At 63.5% G+C, this 26,537-nt stretch carries 26 protein-coding genes; 9 read left to right on the top strand and 17 right to left on the bottom strand.

Features of this window, described 5'->3' with window-relative positions; genetic code table 11:
* The first annotated feature begins 31 nt into the window (after positions 1–31).
* Positions 32–511, top strand: a complete 480-nt coding sequence (smpB, locus tag BBX35_RS00335) for an SsrA-binding protein SmpB (RefSeq protein ID WP_067214734.1) — start codon at positions 32–34, stop codon at positions 509–511.
* Between the two features lie 87 nt (positions 512–598).
* Here the strand turns inward: smpB and BBX35_RS00340 are convergent, their stop codons facing one another.
* The 11 genes from BBX35_RS00340 to rpoZ all read right to left on the bottom strand — a co-directional run bounded on the left by BBX35_RS00340 (position 599) and on the right by rpoZ (position 11,830).
* Complete coding sequence (locus BBX35_RS00340; protein WP_067214737.1) at positions 599–1,036, bottom strand: acyl-CoA thioesterase; 438 nt, start codon at positions 1,034–1,036, stop codon at positions 599–601.
* 21 nt (positions 1,037–1,057) lie between these two features.
* Positions 1,058–3,307: a DNA topoisomerase IV subunit A gene (parC, locus tag BBX35_RS00345; RefSeq protein ID WP_067214739.1), complete on the bottom strand. Its 2,250-nt coding sequence runs from the start codon at positions 3,305–3,307 to the stop codon at positions 1,058–1,060.
* A gap of 63 nt (positions 3,308–3,370) precedes the next feature.
* Positions 3,371–4,153: a DNA repair protein RecO gene (gene recO, locus BBX35_RS00350; protein ID WP_067214742.1), complete on the bottom strand. Its 783-nt coding sequence runs from the start codon at positions 4,151–4,153 to the stop codon at positions 3,371–3,373.
* Between the two features lie 132 nt (positions 4,154–4,285).
* Positions 4,286–4,963, bottom strand: a complete 678-nt coding sequence (locus BBX35_RS23270; RefSeq protein WP_141687788.1) for a hypothetical protein — start codon at positions 4,961–4,963, stop codon at positions 4,286–4,288.
* Complete coding sequence (gene era, locus BBX35_RS00355; RefSeq protein WP_067217969.1) at positions 4,917–5,831, bottom strand: GTPase Era; 915 nt, start codon at positions 5,829–5,831, stop codon at positions 4,917–4,919. Before era ends, BBX35_RS23270 begins: the two co-directional genes overlap by 47 nt.
* A 35-nt stretch (positions 5,832–5,866) precedes the next feature.
* The gene (gene rnc / locus BBX35_RS00360; RefSeq protein ID WP_067214745.1) at positions 5,867–6,583 is read right to left on the bottom strand and encodes a ribonuclease III; all 717 of its coding nucleotides are present in this window, start codon (positions 6,581–6,583) and stop codon (positions 5,867–5,869) included.
* Positions 6,584–6,607: 24 nt separating this feature from the next.
* The gene (gene lepB / locus BBX35_RS00365) at positions 6,608–7,360 is read right to left on the bottom strand and encodes a signal peptidase I (RefSeq protein WP_067214747.1); all 753 of its coding nucleotides are present in this window, start codon (positions 7,358–7,360) and stop codon (positions 6,608–6,610) included.
* A 223-nt stretch (positions 7,361–7,583) separates the two neighbouring features.
* Positions 7,584–8,333 carry a pyridoxine 5'-phosphate synthase gene (locus tag BBX35_RS00370; RefSeq protein WP_067214750.1) on the bottom strand — a complete coding sequence of 250 codons (750 nt, stop codon included), beginning with the start codon at positions 8,331–8,333 and terminating at the stop codon, positions 7,584–7,586.
* Positions 8,334–8,451: 118 nt separating this feature from the next.
* The gene (locus BBX35_RS00375; protein ID WP_067214751.1) at positions 8,452–9,045 is read right to left on the bottom strand and encodes a DUF2062 domain-containing protein; all 594 of its coding nucleotides are present in this window, start codon (positions 9,043–9,045) and stop codon (positions 8,452–8,454) included.
* Between the two features lie 49 nt (positions 9,046–9,094).
* On the bottom strand, positions 9,095–11,308 hold the full coding sequence (locus BBX35_RS00380; protein WP_067214754.1) for a RelA/SpoT family protein: 2,214 nt from the start codon (positions 11,306–11,308) through the stop codon (positions 9,095–9,097).
* Between the two features lie 114 nt (positions 11,309–11,422).
* Entirely contained in the window at positions 11,423–11,830 is a 408-nt protein-coding gene (gene rpoZ, locus BBX35_RS00385) for a DNA-directed RNA polymerase subunit omega (protein WP_067214757.1), read from the bottom strand.
* 454 nt (positions 11,831–12,284) lie between these two features.
* Between rpoZ and BBX35_RS00390 the strand changes: the two genes are divergently transcribed.
* Both BBX35_RS00390 and BBX35_RS00395 read left to right on the top strand, forming a co-directional pair.
* The gene (locus BBX35_RS00390) at positions 12,285–12,875 is read left to right on the top strand and encodes a LabA-like NYN domain-containing protein (protein WP_067214759.1); all 591 of its coding nucleotides are present in this window, start codon (positions 12,285–12,287) and stop codon (positions 12,873–12,875) included.
* Between the two features lie 7 nt (positions 12,876–12,882).
* Complete coding sequence (locus BBX35_RS00395) at positions 12,883–13,539, top strand: uracil-DNA glycosylase (protein ID WP_067214762.1); 657 nt, start codon at positions 12,883–12,885, stop codon at positions 13,537–13,539.
* 10 nt (positions 13,540–13,549) lie between these two features.
* On the opposite strand, the gene BBX35_RS00400 is transcribed toward BBX35_RS00395, so the two are convergent.
* The 5 genes from BBX35_RS00400 to BBX35_RS00420 all read right to left on the bottom strand — a co-directional run bounded on the left by BBX35_RS00400 (position 13,550) and on the right by BBX35_RS00420 (position 18,810).
* A complete protein-coding gene (locus tag BBX35_RS00400) occupies positions 13,550–14,320 on the bottom strand; it encodes an arginyltransferase (RefSeq protein WP_067214763.1) in 771 nt (256 codons plus the stop codon).
* A 25-nt stretch (positions 14,321–14,345) separates the two neighbouring features.
* Positions 14,346–16,181 carry an SLC13 family permease gene (locus tag BBX35_RS00405; RefSeq protein ID WP_067214766.1) on the bottom strand — a complete coding sequence of 612 codons (1,836 nt, stop codon included), beginning with the start codon at positions 16,179–16,181 and terminating at the stop codon, positions 14,346–14,348.
* Positions 16,182–16,341: 160 nt separating this feature from the next.
* A complete protein-coding gene (locus tag BBX35_RS00410; protein ID WP_244271543.1) occupies positions 16,342–16,836 on the bottom strand; it encodes an RDD family protein in 495 nt (164 codons plus the stop codon).
* Positions 16,837–16,923: 87 nt separating this feature from the next.
* Positions 16,924–18,147, bottom strand: a complete 1,224-nt coding sequence (locus BBX35_RS00415; protein ID WP_067214767.1) for a threonine ammonia-lyase — start codon at positions 18,145–18,147, stop codon at positions 16,924–16,926.
* A 42-nt stretch (positions 18,148–18,189) separates the two neighbouring features.
* Complete coding sequence (locus BBX35_RS00420; protein ID WP_067214769.1) at positions 18,190–18,810, bottom strand: LysE family translocator; 621 nt, start codon at positions 18,808–18,810, stop codon at positions 18,190–18,192.
* A 109-nt stretch (positions 18,811–18,919) separates the two neighbouring features.
* Between BBX35_RS00420 and BBX35_RS00425 the strand changes: the two genes are divergently transcribed.
* Positions 18,920–20,305 (top strand): aminotransferase-like domain-containing protein, encoded by a 1,386-nt coding sequence (locus BBX35_RS00425; RefSeq protein ID WP_141687789.1) that lies wholly within the window; start codon positions 18,920–18,922, stop codon positions 20,303–20,305.
* 21 nt (positions 20,306–20,326) lie between these two features.
* Here the strand turns inward: BBX35_RS00425 and hemB are convergent, their stop codons facing one another.
* Complete coding sequence (gene hemB, locus BBX35_RS00430) at positions 20,327–21,295, bottom strand: porphobilinogen synthase (protein ID WP_244271581.1); 969 nt, start codon at positions 21,293–21,295, stop codon at positions 20,327–20,329.
* Between the two features lie 264 nt (positions 21,296–21,559).
* On the opposite strand from hemB, the gene BBX35_RS00435 reads away from it, so the two are divergent.
* From BBX35_RS00435 to ldtR, 5 genes are all read left to right on the top strand, one after another.
* Entirely contained in the window at positions 21,560–22,699 is a 1,140-nt protein-coding gene (locus tag BBX35_RS00435; protein ID WP_067214776.1) for an isobutyryl-CoA dehydrogenase, read from the top strand.
* A gap of 84 nt (positions 22,700–22,783) precedes the next feature.
* On the top strand, positions 22,784–23,845 hold the full coding sequence (locus tag BBX35_RS00440; protein WP_067214779.1) for an enoyl-CoA hydratase/isomerase family protein: 1,062 nt from the start codon (positions 22,784–22,786) through the stop codon (positions 23,843–23,845).
* A gap of 53 nt (positions 23,846–23,898) precedes the next feature.
* A complete protein-coding gene (locus BBX35_RS00445; RefSeq protein WP_067214781.1) occupies positions 23,899–24,309 on the top strand; it encodes a DUF6163 family protein in 411 nt (136 codons plus the stop codon).
* A 123-nt stretch (positions 24,310–24,432) separates the two neighbouring features.
* The gene (mmsB, locus tag BBX35_RS00450) at positions 24,433–25,329 is read left to right on the top strand and encodes a 3-hydroxyisobutyrate dehydrogenase (RefSeq protein ID WP_067214783.1); all 897 of its coding nucleotides are present in this window, start codon (positions 24,433–24,435) and stop codon (positions 25,327–25,329) included.
* Positions 25,330–25,594: 265 nt separating this feature from the next.
* Positions 25,595–26,107 (top strand): transcriptional regulator LdtR, encoded by a 513-nt coding sequence (gene ldtR, locus BBX35_RS00455; protein ID WP_067214786.1) that lies wholly within the window; start codon positions 25,595–25,597, stop codon positions 26,105–26,107.
* Positions 26,108–26,537 lie beyond the last annotated feature (430 nt).

A 26,537-nucleotide genomic window follows, 5' to 3' on the forward strand; every position in this document is an offset into this window, starting at 1 on the left:
TGCTTCGCGCTGCCCGGCGCCGCTAGTGACGATGGCCAGCAAGAGCGCCGCCGACAGTAACCGCAAGCTTATCGCTGACAACCGCAAGGCCCGGTTCAACTACGAGATCGAGGACACGCTGGAGGCGGGGATCGAGCTCAAGGGAACCGAGGTGAAGGCGCTGCGCGACGGCAAGTCGATGATCGCCGAATCTTACGCCAGCTTCGAAGGCGGGGAGTTCTGGCTGATCAACTCCTATATCCCGGAATATCTGCAGGCGAACCGGTTCAACCACGAGCCGCGTCGCAAGCGCAAACTCCTGCTCCACAAGCGGGAGATGGCAAAGCTCGCGCTGGCCGTCGACAAGGACGGCAAGACGATCGTCCCGTTGAAGCTCTACTTCAATGAGAAGGGGCGGGCGAAGCTGGAGCTGGCGCTTGCCAGAGGCAAGAAGCTGCATGACAAGCGCGAGACCGAGCGCAAGCGCGACTGGAATCGGGAGAAAGCACGGTTGTTAAAAACAGCTGGATAAGCTGTGAATTGCTGAAGGCGTGTTTTTATTTTGTTCTTCTGACCTTGCTTGAAGAAATTATGTCAACAGATTCGCAAATATGAAGAATTAGCCTTGCAGGATGGTGGCCAGAAGATCCCGTCTTTCGCCCTCGACCGGAACCGGCCGTCTTGTGGATCGATCCACCTGGACATGCACGAAACGCCCTTGTGCGCTGGCGGTTTCGCTCTCGTCCGCAAACAGCGCGATCTCGTAGGACACGGATGAGCCACCTAGCCGGCTGACCCGGATGCCGGCAGTCACCGTGCCTGGAAACGTCAGCTCGGCGAAATAGGCGCACTGCGTCTCGACGACGAGAAACACCGTCTCGGAGTTGCGCGGATCGAGCACGCCTTCCTCGATCAGCCAGCCGTTTACCGCCGTGTCGAAATAGCTCAGATACTCGACATTGTTGACGTGGCCGTAGATGTCGACATCCATCCAGCGCGTTGGGATTTCCCGGAAGAGCTGGAAGTCGTTGCGGGTCAGCGGTACGGCACGGGGCATTCTGATCGCTCCTCGGAAACTTCAGAGCGTCCGGCGCCCGAACGTATTCGTGCGCGGGAAGCCGTTGGGCGGCAGGCGCCCGGCCTGCGCCCGGTCGCCGCGCCAGTCCGTCAATTCTTCCATCTTGCGGTTGAAGCTGCGCCCGGACGAGTCGACCCAGGAGAGGCCTTCCTCGGACTTGAACACCGTCACGTCGGAGACGCCGCCATCGCGGTAACGCTGCAGCCGCACACCGCGTCCGCGCGACATTTCCGCAACCTGCGCAAGCGGGAAGACGAGCAGCTTCCTGTTGCGCCCGATGATCGCCACCTGATCGCCCTCGGCGGCAACGCAAAGCCGTGCTTCCGTCGGCATCGTGACGTTGAGGACCTGCTTGCCCTTGCGCGTGTTGGCGATGACGTCGGCTTCGTTGACCACGAAGCCGCGCGCCTCGTCGGAGACGACGAGAAGCTTGCGGTCGCCGCGATAGACGAACACGTCGACGACGTCCTGCCCTTCCTCCATGTCGACCATCAGGCGGATCGGTTCGCCGTGGCCGCGCCCCCCCGGCAGCTTGTCGGCGCCGAGGGTGAAGAACTTGCCGCCCGTCGTGAAGACGAGAAGCTTGTCCGTGGTCTCTGCCAGGAGGTGCAGCTTCAGGCTGTCGTCCTGCTTGAAGGACAGGGACGACAGGTCGCTCTGGTGCCCCTTGAGCGCGCGGATCCAGCCCTTTTGCGAGATGACGACGGTGATCGGCTCCTTCTCGATCATCGCCTGGTGGATGTCCGTCAGATCGTGTTCGGGAGCGTCGCCGAAGGTCGTGCGGCGCTTGCCGAGCGGCGTCTCGGGGCCGTAGGCCTTCGCCATTTCGGCGATCTGCTTGCCGATTTTCGTCCACTGTCGCGCCTCGGAGCCGAGCAGCGTCAACAGCTCGTCGCGCTCCGCCGTGAGCTTGTCGTGCTCCTTGCGGATCTCGATTTCCTCGAGCTTGCGCAGAGAGCGCAGGCGCATGTTGAGGATGGCTTCCGCCTGGACGTCCGTCAGGTCGAACGCGGCCTTCAGCGAGGCCTTGGCATCGTCCTCCTCGCGGATGATGCGGATCACCTCGTCGAGATTGAGATAGGCGATCAGATAGCCGCCCAGCACTTCCAGCCGGTGCTCGATCTGGGCCAGCCGGTGCTGCGAGCGCCGCACCAGAACGTCCTTGCGGTGGTCGAGCCATTCCTGCAGGGCCTGCTTGATCCCCATGACCATGGGAATGCGACCGCCGGACAGGACGTTCATGTTGAGCGAGAAGCGGCTCTCCAGGTCGGTCAGCTTGAACAGCGACTCCATCAGGAGTGCCGCATCGACGTTCTTGCTGCGCGGGACGAGGACAAGGCGGACATCCTCGGCGGACTCGTCGCGTACGTCGTCCAGCAGCGGCAGCTTGCGGGCCTGCAGCAGCTCCGCGATCTTTTCGATCAGCCGCGATTTCTGGACCTGATAGGGTATCTCCGTGACCACGACCTGCCATGTGCCGCGGCCGAGATCCTCGACCTCCCAGCGGGCGCGCACGCGGAAGCCACCGCGGCCGGTCTCGTAGGCCTCCAGGTAGGCGGCATCGCTCTTCACCAGAATGCCGCCGGTCGGGAAGTCCGGCCCCTGGACGAACTGCAGCAACTCCGCGGTCGAGGCGCCGGGTGTCTTGATCAGATGCTGCGCGGCAGCGCAAAGCTCGCCGATATTGTGCGGCGGAATCGAGGTCGCCATGCCGACGGCAATACCGGCTGCGCCATTGGCCAGCAGGTTGGGAAATCCGCCCGGCAGGACGATGGGCTCCTTGTCGAGCCCGTCATAGGTCTCGCGGAAGTCGACCGCATCCTCGTCCAGCCCGTCGAGGGTGCGCACGGCGATGTCGGTGAGGCGCGCTTCGGTGTAGCGCATGGCCGCCGCGCTATCGCCGTCGATATTGCCGAAGTTGCCCTGGCCGTCGACCATCGGATAGCGAACGGCAAAATCCTGAGCCAGGCGGACCAGCGCGTCGTAGATCGCCTGGTCGCCATGCGGGTGGTACTTACCCATCACGTCGCCGACGACGCGGGCGCACTTCTTGAAGCCCGCATTCGGATCGAGCTTGAGCAGCCGCATCGCGTAGAGAAGCCGGCGGTGGACCGGCTTCAGCCCGTCACGCACATCCGGCAGCGCACGATGGGTGATGGTCGACAGCGCGTAGGAGAGGTAGCGCTCCTCGAGCGCCGAGCGAAGGTCGACAGGCTCAATGCCACCTGGCGGAATCAGGTCTTTTCCCATGTTTCATTCGCTACAGGCATTCGCCGCCCGAAGCAATGCGCGAGGCGCCGCCGATGGCGGTTTTCAGCCGCTTTCCGCCTCTTGAAGGTGGCGCCGGATTGCCTCCACGAACCCGTCTCGCGCAGGCGACATCTGAAGCAGGCGCGGGGCGAGAACGTGCCGGTCGAGAAAGTAGCCGGTGAGGCGGAAGGCATCCTCCAGCGCCTGTCGATCCGGAAGCCGTCCTGAAAGCTCGGAAGGCATGCCGTCCACGCGCGAGGGGGAGGCTTCTGGTGCAAGAAATGGCGGCAGGGGCAGCAGGCGAGGGGCATAGGGAAGCCCCGCCTCGCGGCAGACCGCGCGTCCCGATTTCGGGGACACGTAGATCAGGTCGTCGCAGCGTCCCGTTGCCGCGCATTCCGTCAGGTCCAGCCCGAAGCCGAGTTCGGCAAGGACCTGCAGCTCGAAATGCACCATCAGCGCGCCGGCGACCAGTGGCTCGTGCAGATGGGCGATGATCGCCTCGAGCCCGTCGTGAAGCTGCGGATGCGGATCGCGCTCGGGAAGGAAGTGCAGCAGGGCCGCAAGCGCCTGGATGCCGTAGACGCCGGTCGAGCTGGTCATCAGCTGGGCGGCGCGTAGCTCCAGCGGCTCGATGGCATAGAGGCCGAGGTGATCGTCGAGACGGGCCCGCCAGACGAGGCCGACGCGGTTTCCCGGTTGCAGCGCTGCCTGCATGCGCCGGCTGCGCCCGCCGCGTACGAGGCCCAGATGCCGGCCGCGCTCGCGCGTCATCGCTTCGAGGATCAGGCTGCTTTCGCCGTGTTTCCTCGTCGCCAGGATGATGCCGTCAGCGCTCCATTCCATCTCTGTTGCGGTTCTCGTTGCCGGGGGGCGGGGACAGGAGAAAGGACTACCCGAGACAAACGGGTGATGCAAAGACGGCAAACCGGCAGCGCCGCGAGCGATGCCGACCGGTAGAGGGTATTGCTCGGGTTCCTATTTTTCGTGTGGGAGTTTCATGAACGCGTAAGCACGCATCATCACGTCCCAATAATTCCTCTCCTTCTCACTGCCCCAGAAAGCCAAATGAACAAATCCAAGCCAGCCGTATGTCATCATCAACGAACCAAATGTACCAGATCCATAGAGCAGAAGACGAGATATCTCGGGATTTCGATCCCATGAAGCGTAATTCATCGATTCCAGATTAGATATGCATGATAGTATGAATATATTCAAAAGTATTAATCCGAGGGTCATTAAAATCTCGAAGCCATACGGCATGATGAATACGCCAGCGGGTCGGAGAAATCGGCTCGCAAAAAGCGTGATCCAACAAGCAGACGTTATTGCGACGCTCGTAAGGTAGAAAAATTTCAGCGTGGAGGTGTCGGCGTCTCCAAGAAGGCCTTGTGAGATGCCGGATGCCTGATAAATTAGTGCGAATATGGATTTTCCAAAAATTATATTTAATGCTAAGTCAATTATAAATTGTAGCGACAAGTAACAAAATAAGACTTGGATGATCGTTAAAATCAGGTTTTTCGGGGGCTGTTTTTCCATCGGCTGCTCTTTTGCGAGCTCTGAAGGCGTAAACTCCAGAGGCTCGCGATAAGGTTCGTATGCTTTACCGGGGGAACTCAAGGCCCATTTCGCGGTAGCGCTCGGGGTCATCCGACCAGTTCTCGCGTACCTTGACGAAGAGGAAAAGGTGGACCGGGCAGCCCGCAGCCTCGGCGATCTCGCCCCGGGCGGCCTGCGAAATCGCCTTGATGGTGCGTCCGCCCTGGCCGAGTACGATCATCTTCTGGCTGTCACGTTCGACATAGATCGTCTGTTCGATGCGGACCGATCCGTCCTTGCGCTGCTGCCAGGCTTCGGTTTCCACCGTCGACATGTAGGGCAGTTCCTGGTGCAGGCGCAGGAACAGCTTTTCTCGGGTGATCTCGGCCGCCAGCATCCGCATCGGCAGATCCGACGCCTGGTCCTCGGGATAGAGCCAGGGGCCCGGCGGGACGCGCTCGGCCAGATCTTCCATCAGGTCGTCGAGGCCAGATCCCGTTACGGCCGACACCATGAAGGTCTTGTCGAACTGGACGATCTCGTTGGCCTTTTGCGCCAGCTCCAGCAGTTTCTCGCGCCTGGTGACGTCGATCTTGTTGAGGATCAGCAACTTCGGCAGCTTCACGTCGGCCAGCCGTTCCAGGATGCTGGCGACCTGATCGTCGATGCCCTTGCGCGCATCGATCAGCAGGGCAACGACATCCGCCTCGCGCGCACCGCCCCAGGCCGTGTCGACCATGGCGCGCTCAAGCCGGCGCTTCGGGCGGAAGATGCCCGGCGTGTCGACGAAGATCACCTGCGAGGCCTCGTGCATGGCGATGCCGCGCACAAGGGCGCGCGTGGTCTGGACCTTGTGGGTCACGATGGAGACCTTCACGCCGACAAGCGCATTGAGCAGGGTCGACTTGCCGGCATTCGGTGCCCCGATCAGCGCGACGAAGCCGGCCCTGGTGGCGGTCTCGTTCGTCTCGGGGGACATGCCGGTGCCCTCGGTCGGGGCCTGGTCGCTGTTGCTCACTTGATATCCGTCTCCGTCCAGACGCCTTCCCGCAGGAGAGCCGTCTCTGCCGCCCGCTGTTCCGCGAGCCGTTTCGATCCGCCGGTGCCTGTCGCCGGCTGGTATCCGTCGATCTCCACCTGCACGGTGAAGTTGGGCGCATGGTCCGGACCGCTGCGCTCCGTCATCACGTAGCGCGGGGCGGCCTTGCCGCGCCCTTGCGCCCATTCCTGCAGCATGGTCTTGGCATCGCGCAGCGGGCCATTGTAGCCGGTCATGCGCGGCCCCCAGTGCCGCTCGATGAGAGTTTGCGCCGCCTCGAGCCCGCCGTCCAGATAGACGGCTGCAATCACTGCCTCGCAGACATCGGCAAGGATCGCCATCTTGCGCTTGCCGCCGGTCTGCGCCTCGCTCTCGCCAAGGCGAATGGCATCGCCGAGCTTCAGGTCCCTGGCAACTTCCGCGCAGGTTTCCTTGCGCACCAGCTGATTCAGCCGCCGTGCAAGCTCGCCTTCCTCCGCTTTTGGAAAGCTCTTGTGCAGCATCGTGGCGACGGCAAGGCCCAGCACGCGATCGCCGAGAAACTCCAGCCGCTGGTAGCTTGTCGCCGGGCCGCTGCGCGCGGTCGCGCTGCCATGGGTGAGGGCGCGCGACAGCAGATCGCTGTCGCGAAAATCATGGCCGAGGCGCTTCTGAAGTTGCGCCTCGGCCTTTTTCTGTACATCGGAGCTCATGTCGGTGTCTCTAGGCTGCCTGTCTCAAAGCAGCTTGAACAGACGGCTGCCGCGCACGGTCCAGGGCCACTTCCAGAACATCCAGGCCGAGGCGTCCTCGTCCACCGAGAAGAACAGCATCTCGGCGCGGCCGACGAAATTCTCGAACGGAACGTAGCCGACGGCGGACAGCACGCGGCTGTCGGTCGAATTGTCGCGGTTGTCGCCCATCATGAAATAGTGGCCGGGCGGCACCTTGTACACGCCGGTATTGTCCCAGGTCCCGCGGGGCGTCAGATCGAGCGTGTCGTAGGACACGCCGTTGGGCAGGGTTTCGCGGAAGCGCGGTACCCGGCGGACATTTCCGAACTGGTCGGTGGTGATGAAGTCGTCGATCTGCGTACGCTCGACCGCCGTGCCGTTGATGTGCAGCACGCCGTCGATCATCTGGATCTCGTCGCCAGGCAGGCCGATCACGCGCTTGATGTAATCGACGGACGTGTCTTTCGGCAGCTTGAAGACAGCAACATCGCCGCGCTCGGGCTCGGCCGCCCAGATGCGCCCCTCGATCGGAACCAGGCCGTAAGGGAACGAATACTGGGAATAGCCATAGCTGTATTTGGAGACGAACAGGTAGTCGCCAACAAGCAGCGTATCCATCATCGACCCGGAGGGGATGTTGAACGGCTGGAAAAGCAGCGTCCGGACCACGAGGGCCAGCAGAAGCGCCTGCACAAGCACCTTCACCGTCTCGTAAAGGCCGCCTTCCTTGCTCTTGTTTTCGTCGGACACGCTCATTTCTTCCTTCGTGACGGTCACTTGCCGAGGCCTACCGCAGGGTGGCGGCACTCATGGGACACCCTCGCCGGAGTCGGGCTTCCGCTGAAGACCGTCAAGGCTCGGGGAGGGGATTCCGCCTTGTCTCCAAGGCTTGTACCGGCTCGCCCGAATTGACGCAATGCAAAGGCATTCGTGTTGCGGAGCGATGGGCGCGACGAATACATGCCGCGCGTCCTGTGGATCAGCTGCCTCGCGCCTTGTCCATCAGGCGGCGCATCTCGCGGATCGCGGCTTCCAGGCCGATGAAGATCGCCTCTCCGACCAGAAAATGACCGATGTTCAGTTCGGCCAGCTCCGGAATCGCAGCGACGCCTTCCACCGTATCGAAGGCGAGGCCGTGGCCGGCATGAACCTCCAGGCCGAGTGACGTGCCGTGCGCCACCGCCTCGCGGATGCGGGCGAGTTCGCGCGCTGCGCCGTCCGCGTCGCCGTCATTGTGCAGATCGCAATACCGTCCGGTATGCAGTTCCACCACCGGCGCGCCCAATGCCGCCGCTGCATCGAGCTGAAGCGTGTCCGCTTCGATGAACAGCGAGACGCGCGTACCGTTGTCGCTGAGCTCGGCAATGATCGGCTTCAGGTGGTTGCGCTGGCCGTGCGCGTCGAGGCCGCCTTCCGTCGTGCGTTCCTCGCGCTTTTCCGGCACGATGCAGGCCGCGTGCGGGCGAGCTTCAAGCGCGATCTTGAGCATCTCGTCGGTCGCTGCCATCTCGAAGTTGAGCGGCAGGTCGATCTCGCGGCTCAGCCGCGCGATGTCATGATCGGAGATGTGCCGGCGATCCTCGCGCAGATGCGCGGTGATGCCGTCCGCGCCGGCCTTGGCCGCAAGTTCTGCTGCGCGAACCGGGTCCGGGAAGCGGCCGCCGCGTGCATTGCGGATAGTGGCGACGTGGTCGATGTTGACGCCGAGACGCAGGCGCTTGGTGGTCATGAGAGGCTCCCGGGAAGGGTGGCTGACAGTGCCGGAAGAGTGCGGTGGAGCGACACTATGTGGCTTCGACGCCGCACCTTCAACGGTAAACAGCTCTGCAAAGGCGTGCTGAAAAGCCTCAGGCGTCGACGTCGCGGGCAGCTGCCTTTACGGCGGCTGGCAGTTTGCGGGAGGAGAGTTTCAGGCGGCGTGTTCGCTGGTAGGCGCGTACGCTGTAGAACACCAGGAAATAGAAGAACGCCGCCGTGATCAGACCAAGGGGAACTGCCCCCACCAGCATCGGCTTGATCAAGGGCAGAAGCGTGTCGAGCGACTTCTCCAGGAAGCCTCCGTCCAGATGCTTGTCGATGGCCGTGTGGTCCAGTTCCTTCGCCTCTCCATAGAGGATCATCGAGCCGACCTTGTAGGTCGAAGCCCAGATGAAGGGGAAGGTCAGGGGATTGCCGACCACGGTGCCGAGGGCGGCGGCGACCATGTTGCCGCCGACGACGAAGGCGATCACGAAACTCAGCAGGAAATGGAGGCCGATGAAAGGCGTGATGGATGCAAAGGCGCCTGCAGCAAAACCCATGGCGATGGCGTGCGGGCTCGCGGTCAGCCGCAATACCCGCTTGGAAAAGTAGCGGGCAGAGCGAGCGAAGCTGTGTCGCGGCCAGACGGCCACGCGCAAACGCTCGAGATGGGACGGCTTGTCGCGGCGTTTGAAAAGCATGCCTGGTCTTCAAATCCTTGTGTCTGCCTGCCGGCAAGGGGCGATCAGGTCAACCGATCTCGCGCACCACGCTGGACACATTCGCCTGCGTCCTGAGCTGATTCATGATGCGGTTCAGATGCTTCAGATCCCATACCTCAAGATCGATAAGGATTTCGTGAAAATCTGTGGCCCGCCTCAGCATTTTCAGGTTGTCGATATTGCCACCCAGTTCAGCGATGGTCGCGGCGATGGTCGCAAGTGATCCAGGTTCGTTCAGCGCCGAGACGTTGATCCGTGCCGGGAAGCGCTCGCGCTTGTCTCCGGCCATGTCCCAGCGGACATCGAGCCAGCGGTCGGTCTCGTCCTCGAAGGCCTGCAGTGCAGGCGACTGTATCGGATATATGGTGACGCCGACGCCCGGTGTAAGGATGCCGACGATCCGATCTCCAGGCACCGCGCCTCCGTCGGGCGCAAAGGACACCGGCAGGTCGCCCGCCAGGCCGCGAATGGGCAGCGAATTTGCGCCGGTGCGCGGATCCTCGCCATCCGGGATCCGGAACTTCATGCCGCTGGCCGCTTCCAGATCGAACCAGCCTGGTTCGCCAGCTTGTAGCTGATTGGGCAGACGGTCGTCCTTGTACTCCGGATGCAGTGCCGTCACGATCTCGTGGGCGCGAATTTCCCCGCGGCCGACCGCGGCAAGCAGGTCGGCCAAGCTGCCATAGCCCAGCGACTGCAGCGCCCCTTCGATACGCTCCTCGCTGAAGGCATGCCCGGCGCGCCGGAACGCCCGCTCCAGGATGTGCTGGCCGAGCGAGCCGTATTGCTGGCGGGCGTTCTCGCGCGTGGCGCGGCGAATGGCCGCGCGTGCCTTGCCGGTGACGGCGATCGTCTCCCAGGCCGGCGGCGGCGTCTGCGCCTGGCTGCGGATGATGTCGACTTCGTCGCCGTTCCGCAGCTCCGTGACCAGCGGCATGATCTGGCCGTTGACCTTGGCGCCGACGCAGGTGTTGCCGATGTCCGTGTGAACGGCATAGGCGAAGTCGATGGGCGTTGCGCCGCGCGGCAGGGCGATCAACCGTCCCTTCGGAGTGAAGCAGAACACCTGATCGTGGAAGAGCTCCAGCTTGGTGTTCTCGAGGAACTCTTCCGGCGTGTCGCCTTGCGACAGAAGTTCGATGGTCCGGCGCAGCCATTCATAGGCGCGGCTTTCGTCGTTGAGCTTGTTGATGTTGCGCCCGCCGAGCTCTCCGTCCTTGTAAAGCGCGTGCGCGGCGATGCCGTATTCGGCGACGCGGTCCATCGCGGAGGTGCGGATCTGCAGCTCTACACGCTGTCGGCTCGGACCGACGACCGTCGTGTGGATCGAGCGATAGTCGTTCTGCTTGGGCGTCGACAGGTAGTCCTTGAACCGGCCGGGCACGGCCGGCCAGGTCGTGTGGACGACGCCGAGCACCCGATAGCAGGCCTCGACGGTGCCGACGACGACGCGGAAGCCGTAGATGTCGGACAGCTGCTCGAAGGCGATCGACTTCGACTGCATCTTGCGGAAGATCGAATAGGGCCGCTTTTCGCGTCCCTTGACGAGAGCGGCGATGCCGCGCTCTTCCAGCCGCGACATCAGGTCGTGCTCGATGTCGGTGATCAGGCTCTTGTTCTTCTCACGGAGCGCGGTCAGGCGGTCGGTGATCGTCGCGAAGGCGTCCGGATTGAGGGTCCGGAAGGCGATGTCCTCCAGCTCCTCGCGCATGTCGTGCATGCCCATGCGTCCGGCAAGCGGCGCATAGATTTCCATCGTCTCTTCGGCGATCCGCCCGCGCTTGTGCTCCGGCATGTGATGGAGCGTGCGCATGTTGTGGAGTCTGTCTGCGAGCTTCACCAGAAGCACGCGCACGTCGTCGGCGATGGCTAGGAGGAGCTTGCGGAAGTTCTCCGCCTGCTTGGCCTTCTTGGAGGCGAGGTCGAGGCGCTTGATCTTGGTCAGGCCGTCGACCAGCTTGCCGATCTCGGGCCCGAACAGGCGGTCGATCTCGTCGCGTGTTGCCGTCGTGTCCTCGATCGTGTCGTGGAGCAGGGCAACGGCAACGGTCGCGTCGTCGAGCCGCAGATCGGTCAGGATCGCGGCGACTTCGAGAGGGTGGGAAAAGTAGGGATCACCCGAGGCGCGCTTCTGGCTGCCATGCTTCTGCATGGCATAGACATAGGCCTTGTTGAGCAGCGCCTCGTCGGCGTTCGGATTGTACCGCTGGACTTTCTCGACCAGCTCGTATTGCCGCATCATTGCGGAAACGCCTCACACATCGGTGCGGCCGGCCGGTGCCGCTGCCCCAGGGGACGCCGCGACAGACGACCGCACGACGTGGTGCGGCGGCCGGATGCCGCCGGACGTCTCCGTTCAGATATCGTCCTTGCGCTCCGGCGGAACAAGGCCTTCGAGACCGCGCAGCAGGTCTTCCTCGGACATGCGGTCGAACTCGACAGCGCTGTCGTCTACGGCGTTCACCTCGGTGCCGCCCTGATTCTGCGACGAGGTGTTCGGAACCATCGGCACGGCATCCGCCTCCGGCTCGTCGACCTCGACATATTTCTGCAGCGAGTGGATCAGATCTTCCTTCAGATCCTCGGGGCTGACGGTCTGTTCGGCGACCTCACGCAGCGCCACGACAGGATTCTTGTCGTTGTCGCGATCGATGGTCAGCGGCGAACCGTTCGAGATCATCCGCGCCCGATGGCTCGCAAGCAGCACCAGTTCGAAGCGGTTCTCGACCTTGTCGATGCAGTCTTCGACTGTCACGCGCGCCATGGGTATGCTCCATTTAAACTGTTATCAGCAAGCGGCGATATGTACTGTGTTGCACCGCAAGACGCAAGCCTTGCTCGGTATCGCGCTACAGTTTTGTTTTTTAATCACGTTTCTAATTTCGCCATGATTTCCTGTAGACTCCTTTTGGAAACCTGCCAAAGCTCAGTTGCCGTTGTGTGGTAAAATGGTGTAGGTGGAACTACTAAACGGCGGTCGAGTATACCGCCCAAAGCAAAAACAAGGGGATGCTTGCAGGAATGCATCCCTTGGGCACGGAAACCGGATGGAAATCCGGCTTGCAGGTCGATCCGAAAACGGTGCGGAGTACAGCCTTTATCTCCTGACGCGGTGGGCGAACCCGCGTTGAAGGGCAACTCTAGATATTTTCCCGGGGTATCTCTTCTTTATCCGGGGCCGTCGATCGTCTGCATTGCAACGAAAGGTATTCTGCGAAATGTTCGACCCGCGAGAGAAGGTGGCGTTGTTTATCGATGGCGCGAATTTGTATTCCACCGCGCGCAGCATCGGTTTTGACATCGATTATAAAATGCTTCTCCAGGAATTCCAGAAGACCGGATATCTCTTGAGGGCGTATTATTACACCGCCTTGATTGAAGATCAGGAGTATTCGTCGATTCGTCCGCTGATCGACTGGCTTGATTACAACGGCTACAAGGTCGTGACCAAGCCGGTGAAGGAATTCGTCGACTCGACCGGCCGCCGCAAGATCAAGGGCAACATGGACATCGAACTGGCCGTCGATGCCATGGAGATCGTCGAACATGTCGACCACATCGTCCTGTTCTCGGGCGATGGCGACTTCCGTCCCCTGGTAGAGGCATTGCAGCGCAAGGGACGCAAGGTAAGCGTCGTCTCCACCTTGCAGACCCAGCCGCCGATGATCGCCGACGATCTGCGGCGCCAGGCGGACCATTTCATCGACTTGGCCACGCTCACCAAGAAGGTCGGCCGCGACCCGTCCGAACGCACCCCGCGTCCCGCTCCGCGCCGCGACGTGGAAGAAGACGAAGACGACGACTATTGAGAGACCGGTGAGCGTGCTGCATCTGCCGAACCCGGCGAAGGATTGTCCGTCCTGTCCGCGGCTCGTGGCATTCCGCGAGAAGCACAGGACGGCGCAGCCTGACTGGTACAATGCACCCGTGCGCACGTTCGCGGCGCCCGGGCCGCGGCTGCTTATCGTTGGCCTTGCGCCCGGTCTGAGAGGGGCGAACCGGACGGGACGCCCCTTCACCGGCGACTATGCCGGCGATCTGCTCTACGAGACGCTTGTCGATTTCGGCTTCGCGCGTGGCCAGTACGAAGCCCGGCCGGACGACAGTCTGGAACTGGTCGACGCCGCCATCACCAACGCCGTGCGGTGCGTCCCGCCGGAGAACAAGCCGACCGGCCCGGAGATCCGGACGTGTTTGCCGTTTCTCACGCAGACGATCGACGCTCTTCCGTCTCTGGTTGCCGTGGTCGCGCTCGGCCGCATCGCTCACGACGCCACCCTGTCGGCCTTGGGTCTTCGGCGTGCTGCCCATGCCTTCGGGCACAACGCGCGGCACGACGTGCGTCCCGGCCTCACGCTTTTCGACAGCTATCACTGCTCCCGTTACAACACGAATACCGGCAGGTTGACGCGCGAGATGTTTCGCGACGTCTTCACGGCTGTCCGTGCGCAGGTCGACGCGTGCAGCGCCTAGCGTGACCTGGTCAGTCGACCGGGTCGTCGTCAGGTGAAGATGCGGGAAACCAGCCACGCGGCCCCAGATGGTCCTGCGGCTGATAGCGCGCCTTGTAGTCCATCTTCGGCGATCCCTTCACCCAGTATCCGAGATAGACGTAAGGCAGACCCAGCGCCCGCGCTCTCTCGATGTGATCGAGAATGAGGTGAGTGCCGAGGCTGCGGCTCTGCGCGTCGGGATCGAAGAACGAATAGACCATCGACAGGCCGTCGCTCAGCCGGTCGGTCAGGGCGACGGCCAGCAACGGACCTGTGCCCCGGCCATTGAGAAACGTGTCGGGTCCGCGCCGGCGATATTCCACCAGCATCGTCTCGACATGCGTGTCCTCGACCATCATCGCGTAATCGAGGACGGTCATGTCCGACATGCCGCCATGGGCATGGCGAGCATCGAGATAGCGGCGGAAGAGATCGTATTGCTGAGAGGAGGGCGCCGGCTCGCTGGTCGAGCCGACGATGTCGGCATTGCGCTTCCACAGGCGGCGGAACGAGCGGGTCCAGCGAAAGTCGTCGACCCGCACCCGGATCGAGATGCAGGCACGGCAATTCTCGCAGGCCGGTCGGTAGGCGATGTTCTGGCTGCGCCGGAACCCGCCCTGCGTCAGCACGTCGTTCAGGACCTGCGCCCTTGATCCCACGAGATGCGTGAAGACCTTTCTCTCCTGCCGGCCGGGCAGGTAGGGACAGGGCGAGGGCGCCGTCAGGTAGAACTGCGGTGTGTCGGTCGGATGTCGCGTCAAGTCCGTCCTTCCCGCTCAGCGCGTCTCAGAGCATCGAGAATCCATAATATATGGGCGCAACAAAAGTAAAAGTCAGCCAAAGGAGCAAGGCAAGCGGAGCTCCCGCGACGATGAAATCCGAAAAGCGGTAGTGGCCGGGGCCCATGACGATCAGGTTGGTCTGATACCCGATGGGCGTCGCGAAGGAGCAGTTGGCGGCGAAGATGACGCAGGTCACGAACGCCTCCACCGGCATGCCGCTCTGGATCGCCATGTTCACCGCGATGGGGGTGAACAGGACGGCCGTGGCGTTGTTCGACAGCACGTTCGTCAGCAGCATCACCAGCAGGAACAGCGCCGACAACATGATCATCGGCGGCTGACCCTCCAGCACCATGACCAGAAGGTCGGCGATGGTCTTTGCTCCGCCTGTCACCTCGAGGGAGGTTGCGGCGGCGATCGACGCGCCGATCAGCATGAAGATCCGGCTGTCCACGGCGCGCAGCGCCTGGCGCACGTTGAGGCAACCGGACATCACCATGGCGAAGGTCGCGGCGATCGAGGCCGTCACGATGGGAACAAGGCCGCTGGCGCTCGCAATCACCATTATCGTGAAAATCGCCAGCGCTCTCGGCGCCAGCCGTCGTGGCGGCAGCTCGGCCGCCGACCAGTCGAGCAGGAGAACGTCGCGGTTCGTCCGCAGCTTCTGGATGGCGGTGGACTGACCGGCCACCAGCAGCACGTCGCCCGGTTCCAGACGGATCTCGGTCATCGCCATGCGCGGCATGCGAGACCGTCGCTGGACGCCCATAACCACGCAATCCGTCTCGCTGTGAAAGCCGCTCTGCGCGATCGTACGCCCCGAAAGGCGCGAGGCGGGCGCAACCACCACTTCGGCGAGGGTGAGGGAGCGCTGCGGCGCCGACGTCTCGACATCCGATGGCTCTTCGCTTTCGGTCGCCATCAGCGGCCGGCGCTGCGAAAGGGCGGTCGTCAGCGCGTTGCGGGTTGCCGCGACGATCACGGTGTCGCCGGGCATCAGGGTGACGTTCTCGAACGGCGGCAGGATGGGCCGCTCGCCGCGCTGCACCAGCCGGACCGTCATGTCCTTTAGTGCAGGGAAGAGCCCGGCGACGGAGGTGACGCCCTCCAGCGGGTGGCCGGCGGTGATGGCGATCTGAGCAATGAACTGCTTGCCCGAGGAGACTTGCATCTCCTCCGCCATCGATCGGCGCGGCTTCAGCAGGAACGGCATCACCACCAGCACGTAGAGAATGCCGACGCTGGCGAGGATCACGCCGATCCCGGTGAAGCTGAAGAAACCGAGCCGGACATCACTCGTTCGGGCCGCCACATCGGCCACCAGAAGGTTGGTGGACGAGCCGATCAGGGTCGTCATGCCACCGAGAATGGCGATGAACGATAGGGGCATCAGCAGGCGACCGGCCGGCTTGCCCTGGGCAGCGGCGACTGCCGAGAGGATGGGAAGGAACATCACCACGACCGGGGTGTTGTTCAGGAAGCCGCTGATCACTGCCACCGCAATCAGTATCGGCACCGCTGCCAGAATTGGCCGTTTGCGCGTGGCGTCGACGATGATCTTGGCCGGTTTTTCCAGCGCGTCCGTCTGGAACAGACCCTGGCCGACGATCAGCAGGCAGATGACAGTGACGAGCGCAGGATTGGCGAAGCCCGAGAGCAGCTCGGATGCACTGACCGTGACCGACGGGTCAGCCGGCTGGAAGAAGGTGAAAATCAGCAGGAAGGCGACGACGGAGCCGAGTGCGACCACTTCGAGTGCGAGGCGCTCCATCGCATACAATACGACGGTGACCACGATCACCACGAAGGTCAGCAGCATCGCGGGATCGGCAGGCAGCATGCGTCGGGCCCATCTCCTCGTTCGGGACGCACGCGGGCGCGTGCGGCGCAGCGCGCGTCATGTGCTTTTTTAACGGGCCGAGGGGCTTAAGCAAAGCGGCAAAGGGGTCATCCACCGCTGGTTGTTCGAAATGGTTTTGCTTGCCGGGTGGAAATTCCGGTCAATCCATTGCGCGTCCGCGGTTCACCACGGCCACTCCGAGAACGATGTCGTGCAGCAGCCGCTTTTCGGCGTTGAAGAAGCTCACGAGCAGGATCAACGGCGTCAGAAGGCTGACGGAGAACCAGAACAGCAGCGCGTGGATCGCCGCGATCAGGATGTCCGGACGCCGGCCGTTCAGCATCCGCATGGTCAGGCCCATGGCCCTCATGCCGGGAGTGGCGCTGTGCGGACCGCCAAGCGTGAAGCCGACATAGGCGAGCGCGACACCCGGTCCCAGAACCGGGAACAGCAGCCAGCCGAGGCCGAACGTGAACAGCCCGAGAAACAGCAGCAGCAAGCCGCCGGCCAGCGTCAGCGCAATGATGACCGCCGCATCGATGAGGAAAGCGATGATGCGATTGGTGCGCACGCTGTCGAAGAGGCGCGGATCCAGTCCGCTCACGCCACGTCCGTCGTTCATGTCGTCGATGCCCTGTGCGCTGCGGTCCTGCATTGGCGGCGTGCTCCTTGTTACCCTTGCAGGTGGTGACGATGGCGGCCCATGTCAAATGCCCCGGGAGCCGTGACGCGCGCCGCCGCCTCAGATGCGCGATTCGCCGAGATCCAGCGTGCGGACCGAGTGCCCGGCCTGTTCCAGCGCAGACAGGATGCGGCCTGCGTGGTCCGGGTCGTGCGTTTCCATGGTGACATCGAGGGTCGTGCCCTTGGCCGGAACGTTCAGGAACAACCGGTGATGCGAAACCTCGAGGATGTTGCCGCCCAGCCGGCCGATCAGCGTCGAGATCTCGCCGAGGATGCCCGGCCGGTCGGCTGTGGTGATGCGGATCGACAACAGCCGTCCCTCGCGCGCCAGTTCGCGCACCATGATGGATGAGAGCAGCCGGGGATCGATATTGCCGCCGCACAAGACAAGGCCGACACGCTTGCCGGCAAAGCGCTCCGGATAGGCGAGAAGGGCGGCAAGGCCGGCCGCGCCCGCGCCCTCGGCCATCGTCTTCTGCCGGGTCAGATAGGCGTTCACCGCGCGCTCCAGCGTGGCTTCGTCGACAAGCAGTATGTCGTCGACGGTCTGGCGGACAATCTCCAGCGTCAGGCGGCCGACATTCTTGACGGCGATGCCCTCGGCAAGGGTCGCTCCACCACAGGTGACCGCTTCTCCGCGCAATGCGCCGAGCATCGAGGGGTAAAGCGCCGCCTCGACGCCGACGACCTCGATCCCATGCTTTCGAGCCTTCGCAGCAACGGCCATGCCGGAGATGAGTCCGCCGCCGCCAACCGGAACGACGAGGCAGTCGAGATCCGGCTGGTCCTCCAGCATTTCCAGCGCAATCGTGCCCTGGCCGGAAATGATCGCCGCATCGTCATAGGGGTGAACCCAGACGAGATTTTCCTCATTGGCGATACGCTCTGCCTCGGCCTGCGCATCTGCCAGCACCTCGCCGGCCAGCACCACGCGGGCGCCGTAACCGCGCGTTGCGGCGACTTTTACGAAGGGGGTGGGCTCCGGCATCACGATGGTGGCGGGAATACCGAGGCGGGCGGCGTGATAGGCAACGGCCTGTGCGTGATTGCCGGCCGACATGGCGATGACACCACGCTTGCGTTCGCTGTCGGCGAGCGACGACAGCTTCACCAGCGCACCGCGCTCCTTGAACGCGTTGGTGACCTGCAGGTTCTCGTATTTGACGAAGATATCAGCGCCGGTCAGCAGCGACAGCTTCGGTGCCGGCAGGCACGGGGTCCGCATCACGGCCCCGCGGATGAGTGCTGCCGCCTGAGTGATCGTCTCGAGGGATACCTGCATCGGGAGGGCCTGAAGCTGCGGAAAAGGTCCGCTCACCTGCCATCAAGCAGGGATCATTTGCAAGCTCAGGATGGTGGAGCCGACCATCAGGCCGGCCAAGGCGATCCGCAGTGCGTTGAGCAGTCTGGTGCCGCCGGCATTGCTGCGCAGCCAGCTTCCGGCGAGCAGCCAAAGGCCGTTCAGAAAGCCGCCGAGACAGAAGAATGTCAGCGACAGGACCAGTGCATCGGCGAAGTAGCGCTCCGCCGAAACGAACTGGCTGATCCCGGCGATCTGCATCGCGTAGGCTTTAGGGTTCAGCGGATGCACCCAGAAACCGCGCCCGTAGCCGGGGATGCGGTCGGCCTTCACGCCTCCACGCACCGGGCTGCGGACGATCACCCACGCAAGATAGAGAATGTACCCGAGGCACAGAAGCCGAAGGATCTCGAAGACCTCCGGAGCGCTCTTCAGCAGCGCGAACAGCCCGGCGACGTTCATCCAGTAGATGACCTGGAAGCCGGACATCTGGCCCAGCATGAACGGGACGGCCGGGCGCGCGCCGAAGGAGATGCCGTTCGCCATCAGGGCCATGTTCGCGGGGCCGGGAGAGCCGACCATGGCGGAGACGAAAAGGGCAAGCAGCCCGAACTGGGCAATCGGCATCAGGAGATCGGAGGGCATCTGGCAGCGACTTCATCAGGGCGACCGGCTGGATCGCGATTGTGTTTCGCCGGCAGAATTGACTTGAAACAATTCGTGTTACAATCGTAACATTGTTCTTGTGACAATATTGCCAGACATCCCCTCCGGCCTCGACGAGCCGGTCACGGTACGTTCGCTCGAGACGCATCTGCGCTCCTGCGTCGAGCGAGGTCTGCTGGCGCCCGGCGACCGTCTGCCGCCGATTCGCGAAGCCGCGTGGAAGCTTGGCTGCGCACCGGGAACCGTTGCGCGCGCCTATCGGGCGCTCGAGTTGGCGGGCCTCGCGCATGGCGAAGTGGGCCGCGGCACATTCATAACCTCGGGCGACCGCAAGCTTTCCTTTCCCCAGCCTGGCGGAAGGGGGCGTGACGATATCGCCGATCTCGCCGTCAACAGCTTCCTGATCGAAGACGCCTCGGCGCTGATCGCCGCGGCGCTGGCCGCCGCCCAGACGGAGCTTGCGCAGGGAGGCATGCCGCTGGCCTATCTCACGCCCGGAGAGGACGAAGAGATCAGGAACATCGCGGCGCGCTTCCTCAGCCCGATAGGCAGAGAGCTGAACGTCGACGAGATCGTGGTGACGGCCGGGGCGCAGGCGGCGATTGCATCCACCTTTCTGGCTCTCACCGAAAATGGCGGCGGGATCGCTTGCGATGCGCTCACCTATCCGGGGGTGATCAGTGCGACGAGCGCTGCCCGCGCGCGGCTCCATCCTGTGAGGATGGATGACGAGGGGATGGACCCGGAGGCGTTCGAGGCCTTGTGCCGGCGCTCCAACATTGCCTGCGTCTTTCTCATGCCCTCGACGCAAAATCCGACAGGGCGAAGGATGTCGGCCCGGCGCTGTGAGCAACTCGCCGAGGTCGCCGCACGCCATGGCGTCGTGGTTGTCGAGGACAGAATCTACGATTTCCTGGCAGAAGAGGACGCGCGTACCGGGGTCTCGGAATTTCTTCCGGGCAGCACGGTGCTCGTCACGGGTCTTTCAAAATGCGTTGCGCCGATCCTGCGCGTCGGTTTCGTCGCAGCGCCCAGACCGCTTGCGCGTCAGATTCTCGCGGTCGAGAACGCACTCAGTCTGATGGTGTCGCCACTGCTGACGCGGGTCGCCGCGCATATCCTGTCCGACAGCGGGTTTGAGGCCCGGTTGGCGAAGGTGCGCCTGGGGATTTCTGAAAGGGCCGCAATCGCGCAGCAGTTTTTTCCGCAGCTCAAGCCGGAGGCATTGCAGGGCGGGTTGGCCTGGCTGGAGCTTGCGGGTGGGTGGTTGGCCGATGCGTTCGCGGCGGAAGCTGAGGCGCTTGGCGTACGTGTTGCGCCGGCGCGTTTCTTCGCCGCCGAGCCACGCGGCGCACCGGAAGCGGTGCGCCTGTGTCTCGGCAGCATTGCCGGCGAAGATGTTTACCGGCGAGCACTGGAGGACCTTGCGAGCCTCATGGCGCGCCCGCCGCGCGGGCCGCAGATCCTGCCCTGAGCGGGGCAGGACCGGTTCTGGTCAGTCGAGTCCCTTGAGCTTGCGCGCTGCGCGCGGGGCGAAATAGGTCAGAACCCCGTCTGCGCCGGCGCGCTTGAAGGCCATCAGGCTCTCCATCATGGCGCGCTCGCCGTCGAGCCAGCCGTTTCCGGCCGCAGCCATGATCATCGCGTATTCGCCGGACACCTGATAGGCGAAGGTCGGCCGCTCGAACGTGTCCTTCACCCGGCGGATGATGTCGAGATAGGGCATGCCCGGCTTGACCATGATCATGTCGGCGCCTTCTTCCAGATCCAGTGCGACCTCATGGAGCGCCTCGTCGCTGTTGGCCGGATCCATCTGGTAGGTGCGCTTGTCGCCGACGAGCGTCGCGTTAGTCCCTACCGCGTCTCGGAACGGACCGTAGAAGGCGGACGCATATTTCGCCGCATAAGACATGATCTGGACATCGCGATAGCCGGCGGCGTCGAGCCCGGCGCGGATCGCGCCGATACGCCCGTCCATCATGTCGGACGGTGCGATGACGTCGGCCCCGGCCTCGGCCTGCAGCAGCGCCTGTGCCACCAACTGGGCCACTGTCTCGTCGTTGAGAATCGTTTCGCCCTTCATCAGGCCGTCATGGCCGTGGCTGGTGTAAGGGTCGAGCGCCACATCGGTGACGATGCCGATCGGCAGGCCGGTATCCTTGATGGCGTGGCAGGCGCGGCAGATCAGGTTTTCCGGGTTGAGAGCTTCCGAACCGTCGGCATCCCGTAGCGAGGGATCGGTGTTGGGGAAGAGCGCGACTGCGGGAATCCCCAGCTCCGCGGCTTCCTCGATCTGGCGAGCGATGTTGTCGACACTGTAGCGCATGACGCCGGGCATGGACGGAACCGGTTGCTCGATGCCGGTGCCCTCGGTGAGGAACAGCGGCCAGATCAGGTCGTCGACCGTCAGCGTGTTCTCGCGCACCATCCGGCGCGACCAATCCGTGCGGCGGTTCCGGCGCATGCGGCGTCCGCCGACGATGCTGTCGACGTCGTGGGCCTTCGGTGTGGGGCGCTGGTGAGCGGTCATCTGGACTTCCCTGCAGGGGTGTTGATCGGTTTGGGCGGACCCTAGCACTGTGACGGGGCCAATCGGAAGCCTGCCGGAGGCTCTGACCCTTGGCCGGATTGACGCAGGCCCGGGGGCTGGATAATCCAGCAATCTACCGTCGGGAGATCGGGGCTGTGCGGCCTCGCGTCGCGACAGGGCTCTGGGAGGAGGCTGACAATGGATTTTGCACTCGGGGAAGACCAGCGTGCGTTTCAGGATGTCGCTCGCCAGTTTGCGCGCGACGAGATGGAACCGCACGCCGCGGAGTGGGACGAGAAGTCGTTCTTTCCGGTCGAGACGCTCCGCAAGGCGGCCGAACTCGGCTTCGGCGGGATTTATGTCGGCGACGATGTCGGCGGGTCTGGGCTCGGGCGGCTCGATGCGGCGGTGATCTTCGAGGAACTGGCCGCAGGCTGCACCTCGACGGCCGCGTATATCTCCATCCACAACATGGCCGCTTGGATGATCGACCGCTTCGGCTCGCAGGAGCAGCGCGAGCGGTTTCTCCCCGACCTGTGTTCGATGGCGCGCTTTGCCAGCTATTGCCTGACGGAGCCGGGATCCGGATCGGACGCGGCGAGCCTGCGCACGCGCGCGGCGCTCGACGGCGATCATTATGTGCTGAACGGCTCGAAGGCCTTCATCTCCGGCGGGGGCGTATCGGACGTCTATGTCGTGATGGTGCGCACCGGAGGAGAGGGCCCCAAGGGTATCACCTGCCTCGTGGTCGAGAAGGACACGCCCGGCCTCAGCTTCGGCGCCCAGGAGGTCAAGCTCGGCTGGAAGAGCCAGCCGACCGCGCAGGTGAACTTCTCGGATTGCCGGGTGCCGGTCGCGAACCGGATCGGTGAGGAAGGCGAAGGCTTCCGCATCGCCATGGCGGGTCTCGACGGTGGGCGTCTCAACATCGGCGCCTGCTCGCTCGGGGCGGCACAGAGCTGCCTTGACCGCTCCATCGCGTATCTGAAGGAGCGCCGGCAGTTCGGGCGCCCGCTGGCCGAATTCCAGGCGCTGCAGTTCCGACTTGCCGACATGGCGACGGAGTTGGAGGCGGCCCGCCTGCTGCTCCACAAGGCGGCGACCCTGGTCGACGCGAAGACGCCGGATGCCACCCGCATGGCGGCCATGGCCAAGCGCATGGCAACCGATGTGGGCTTCTCCGTCGTCAACGAGGCGTTGCAATTGCACGGCGGTTACGGCTATCTGCGTGACTATCCGGTGGAGCGTTATCTGCGTGACGTCCGCGTGCATCAGATTCTGGAAGGTACCAACGAGATCATGCGTGTGATCATCGCTCGAGACCTCCTGAAAGATTGACGGGGCGACCGTATTTTTGCGCGCGATGTTCCGTCGGCGTTTGGAATAAGACGAGACTTCTGGCGAATTTGTTGAGGATACTTGATGAGCGAACCCGAGATCCTGTTTGAGCGGATCGGCCGTGCCGGCGTTGTGACCCTGAACCGTCCGAAGGCGCTCAATGCGCTGACGCAGGGAATGGTGCTGGATATGATCGACCAGCTGGAACGCTGGGCGATCGACGATGCCATTGGCCATGTGATCGTGCGTGGTGCCGGCGACCGCGCCTTCTGCGCCGGCGGCGACATCCGCAAGATCTACGATCAGGGCATGTCGGGCGATCCGACGCGCGCTCAGTTCTTCGGCGACGAATACCGCCTCAATGTGCGCGTGAAGCGCTTTCCCAAGCCCTATGTCGCGCTGATCGACGGGATCGTCATGGGCGGCGGCGTCGGCGTATCCGTTCACGGCAGCCACCGCGTCGGCACCGAGCGCACCACTTTCGCCATGCCGGAGACGGGAATCGGCTTCTTCCCGGATGTCGGTGGGTCCTGGTTCCTGCCGCGCATGCCGCAGGAGACCGGCATGATGGCGGCCTTGTCTGCGGGCCGGCTGAAGCAGGCGGACTGCCTGTGGACCGGCATTCTGACCCACGGCATCGCTGCCGCCGACATGGAAGAGCTGACCCGCGAGCTGACCGAAACCGGCGATGTCGACGGAGCGATCGCGCGCTACGCGGCACGTCACGACGCCGGAGAGGCGCCGCTTGCCGCGCGTGCGCCGGCCATCGCCGACATCTTCGGCCGCGGATCGGTTGCCGAGATCCTCTCTGCGCTCGACGAGCGTTCTGCCAAGGCGGAGGGTGCGGATGCCGGGTGGGCCGGCGATCTGGCGGCCGTAATTCGGTCCAAGTCGCCGACCAGCGTGATGCTTGCGTTCCAGCAGCTCCGCCGCGGCGCCACCCTCGACTTCGAGGCCTGCATGCGCCTCGAATACCGCATCGTCTGCCATATCCTCCAGGGCGCCGACTTCTACGAGGGTGTGCGTGCGGTCATCGTCGACAAGGACAATGCGCCGAAGTGGTCGCCCGCCGAACTGGCCGATGTGACCGAAGCGGACATCCTGGCGCATTTCGAGATGCCCGTCGGCGGCGATCTCGATGTGTGATGTCGTCTGCCCGGGAATCTTAAGGCGCCCGGGCGGAGCAGAAAGGTTCGTCCATGACCACGCTGTTTCTGGATTATCTGAAGCACAGGCCGGCCTGGTCCGTGACGCTTGTCTGGTACTTGCGGGCCATTGCCGTGCTGCTGATCTTCAGCGGCCTGATCCACTGGGCGCGCATTGTCGGCTTCTCGCCTTGGCGCGGCCAATGGTTCTGGGAAATGCCCGTCGAATGGCAGGCAGCGACGGTCTTCTTCGGTGTTCTCGATCTGGTCGCGGCCATCGGCCTGTGGCTGACCGTGTCCTGGGGCACGGTCATGTGGCTGACCCGGGCGCTCACCCAGGTGGTGATGCACACGCTCTTCGCCGACATCTTCGGGCGGCGCCCGTACGAGATTGCCTTCTATCTGACGACCATCGCGATCTACCTCATCCTGCTCTACCTCAGCGAGAGAGAGCAGCGACGCTGATCGCGCAAGATTGCGGCCCGGGGCAGGGAGGCCGGCTCCGGATCGCTTGAACTGCTAGGTCCGCGTTCTGCCGCGGGTGGGAGTGATTGTGCCGCCGTCGGGGCGGAAAAGGGAGAAGTGCTTATGGCAAAGGTCGGGTTTATCGGGCTTGGGAACATGGGTGGTCCGATGGCCGCCAATCTGGTCAAGGCGGGGCACGAGGTGCGCGGCCTCGACCTTTCGGCGGAGGCGAAGGCGCGCCTCGTCGAGGCTGGCGGCAAGACGGCGGACAATCTCGCGGAACTGGCCTCCGACGCCGATGTGATCGTCTCCATGCTTCCAGCAGGGGCGCATGTGCGCAAGGTCTATGCCGGCGAGGACGGCATCCTGGCCCATGCCCGCCCGGGGACGCTGCTCATCGACAGCTCGACCATCGACGTCGAAAGTGCGCGCTTTGTTGCGGCCGCTGCCGAGAAGGCCGGCATGCCGATGGTCGACGCGCCGGTGTCCGGCGGTGTCGGCGGCGCCTCGGCCGGTACGCTTACCTTCATGGTCGGCGGTCCGGATGCGGCGTTCGAGGCGGCCCGTCCGTATCTGGACGTGATGGGCAAGACGATCGTGCACGCGGGCGGCGCCGGCACCGGTCAGGCCGCGAAGATCTGCAACAACATGTTGCTGGGCATCTCGATGATCGGCACCTGCGAGGCGTTCGTTCTCGCCGAGCGTCTCGGTCTCGACCCGCAGAAGCTGTTCGACATTTCCTCCACGGCGTCCGGCCAATGCTGGTCGCTGACGACCTATTGCCCGGTGCCGGGGCCGGTTCCGACGTCGCCGGCCAATCGCGACTATCAGCCGGGCTTTGCGGCAGCAATGATGCTCAAGGACCTCAAGTTGGCACAGGAAGCGGCGCATGCCAGCGGCGCATCCACGCCGCTCGGTGCCGAGGCCGCGGCCCTCTACAATCTTTTCTGCAATGGCGGCGACGCGAACACGGACTTTTCCGGCATCGTCCGGTTCCTGCGCGGCAAGACCGAGGCCTGAACCGTCCTCACGCTGGACACCTGGCACTGCAGCAGGCGCGGAACGGGAGACCGTTTCGCGCCTGACTTGTTTGAGCGGTCGCTGAAAACCGTGAACTTCGCGAGAAAATATCGTTAACAGACTGTATTTCGTCGCGTCCTGCATCGCATTTGCGCGTTAACCGGAGATTTAGTCTCCTTTTTAAGCGGATTTTAGAGACCGTCCCGTATTGTCAGTCTCAAGGTGACAAAAAACGCACCGCTAACAATACATGAGGCGCAAACAAATGATGACCGCAAAGAAGGCAGTCGACGTCGCGTTGCAGGCTGAAGAGGGCGATGACATCAAGCCGCTCTACCTGGAAGCTTTGACGCTGGTCGAGCGTCTGCATCGGCGACTGCTCGACGTGATCAAGGATGAGTTCGACCGCGAGGGACGTGCAGACGTGAACAGCGTGCAGGCTCTGCTGCTGTTCAACATCGGCGATGCCGAGCTGACCGCCGGCGAACTGCGGACCCGCGGCTACTATCTCGGCTCGAACGTGTCCTATAACCTGAAGAAGCTTGTCGACATGGGCTTCATCCATCACCAGCGGTCGCGGACCGACCGCCGTTCGGTTCGTGTCAGCCTGACGGCGAAGGGCAAGGACGTGGCGGAGAAGGTGAATGCCCTGTACGAGCGGCACATGCTGTCGGTTGAGCAGGTTGGCGAGATCGGCCCCGACGACTTCAAGGTTCTGAACCGTTCGCTGCGTCGCCTGGAGCGCTTCTGGACCGATCAGATCCTCTACCGTCTCTGACCATCGGGGGATTGCCCGGTTCGTCCTCATCGAAGCCGCCTCGTGCAGAACGCGCGAGGCGGCTTCGCTGTGTCCGGCTGTCGTCTCGCGCTTTTTTGCGCCGCGACATGAATGCGCCATAATAGGATGGCTTAGGAACCGTTGCGTCATCCGTTAGCGATGAAGCGTGGTCCGGGCAGAGTTCTTGCCGCGTCGGGCCGGGGCGGGTCTCCTTTGTCGACGGCTGTGAGCATTTGTTAATGCCGTCGGCGTATCCCTAACGAGACCTTTCTGAGCTTGACCTGGGACTGGAGTCGATACGGTGGGATTTGCAGCAACCGACCTCTTCGATGGGCGCCTTCTCGGCCTTCGGGCAGGAGCGCGTGGCGCCGCACTGGCACTGACGGGGCTTTTCGCGTCCGTCGCAATCGGGGGCGATGCGCTTGCGCAG

Source organism: Stappia indica (genome assembly GCF_001696535.1).
In the GTDB taxonomy this organism is placed as follows: domain Bacteria; phylum Pseudomonadota; class Alphaproteobacteria; order Rhizobiales; family Stappiaceae; genus Stappia; species Stappia indica.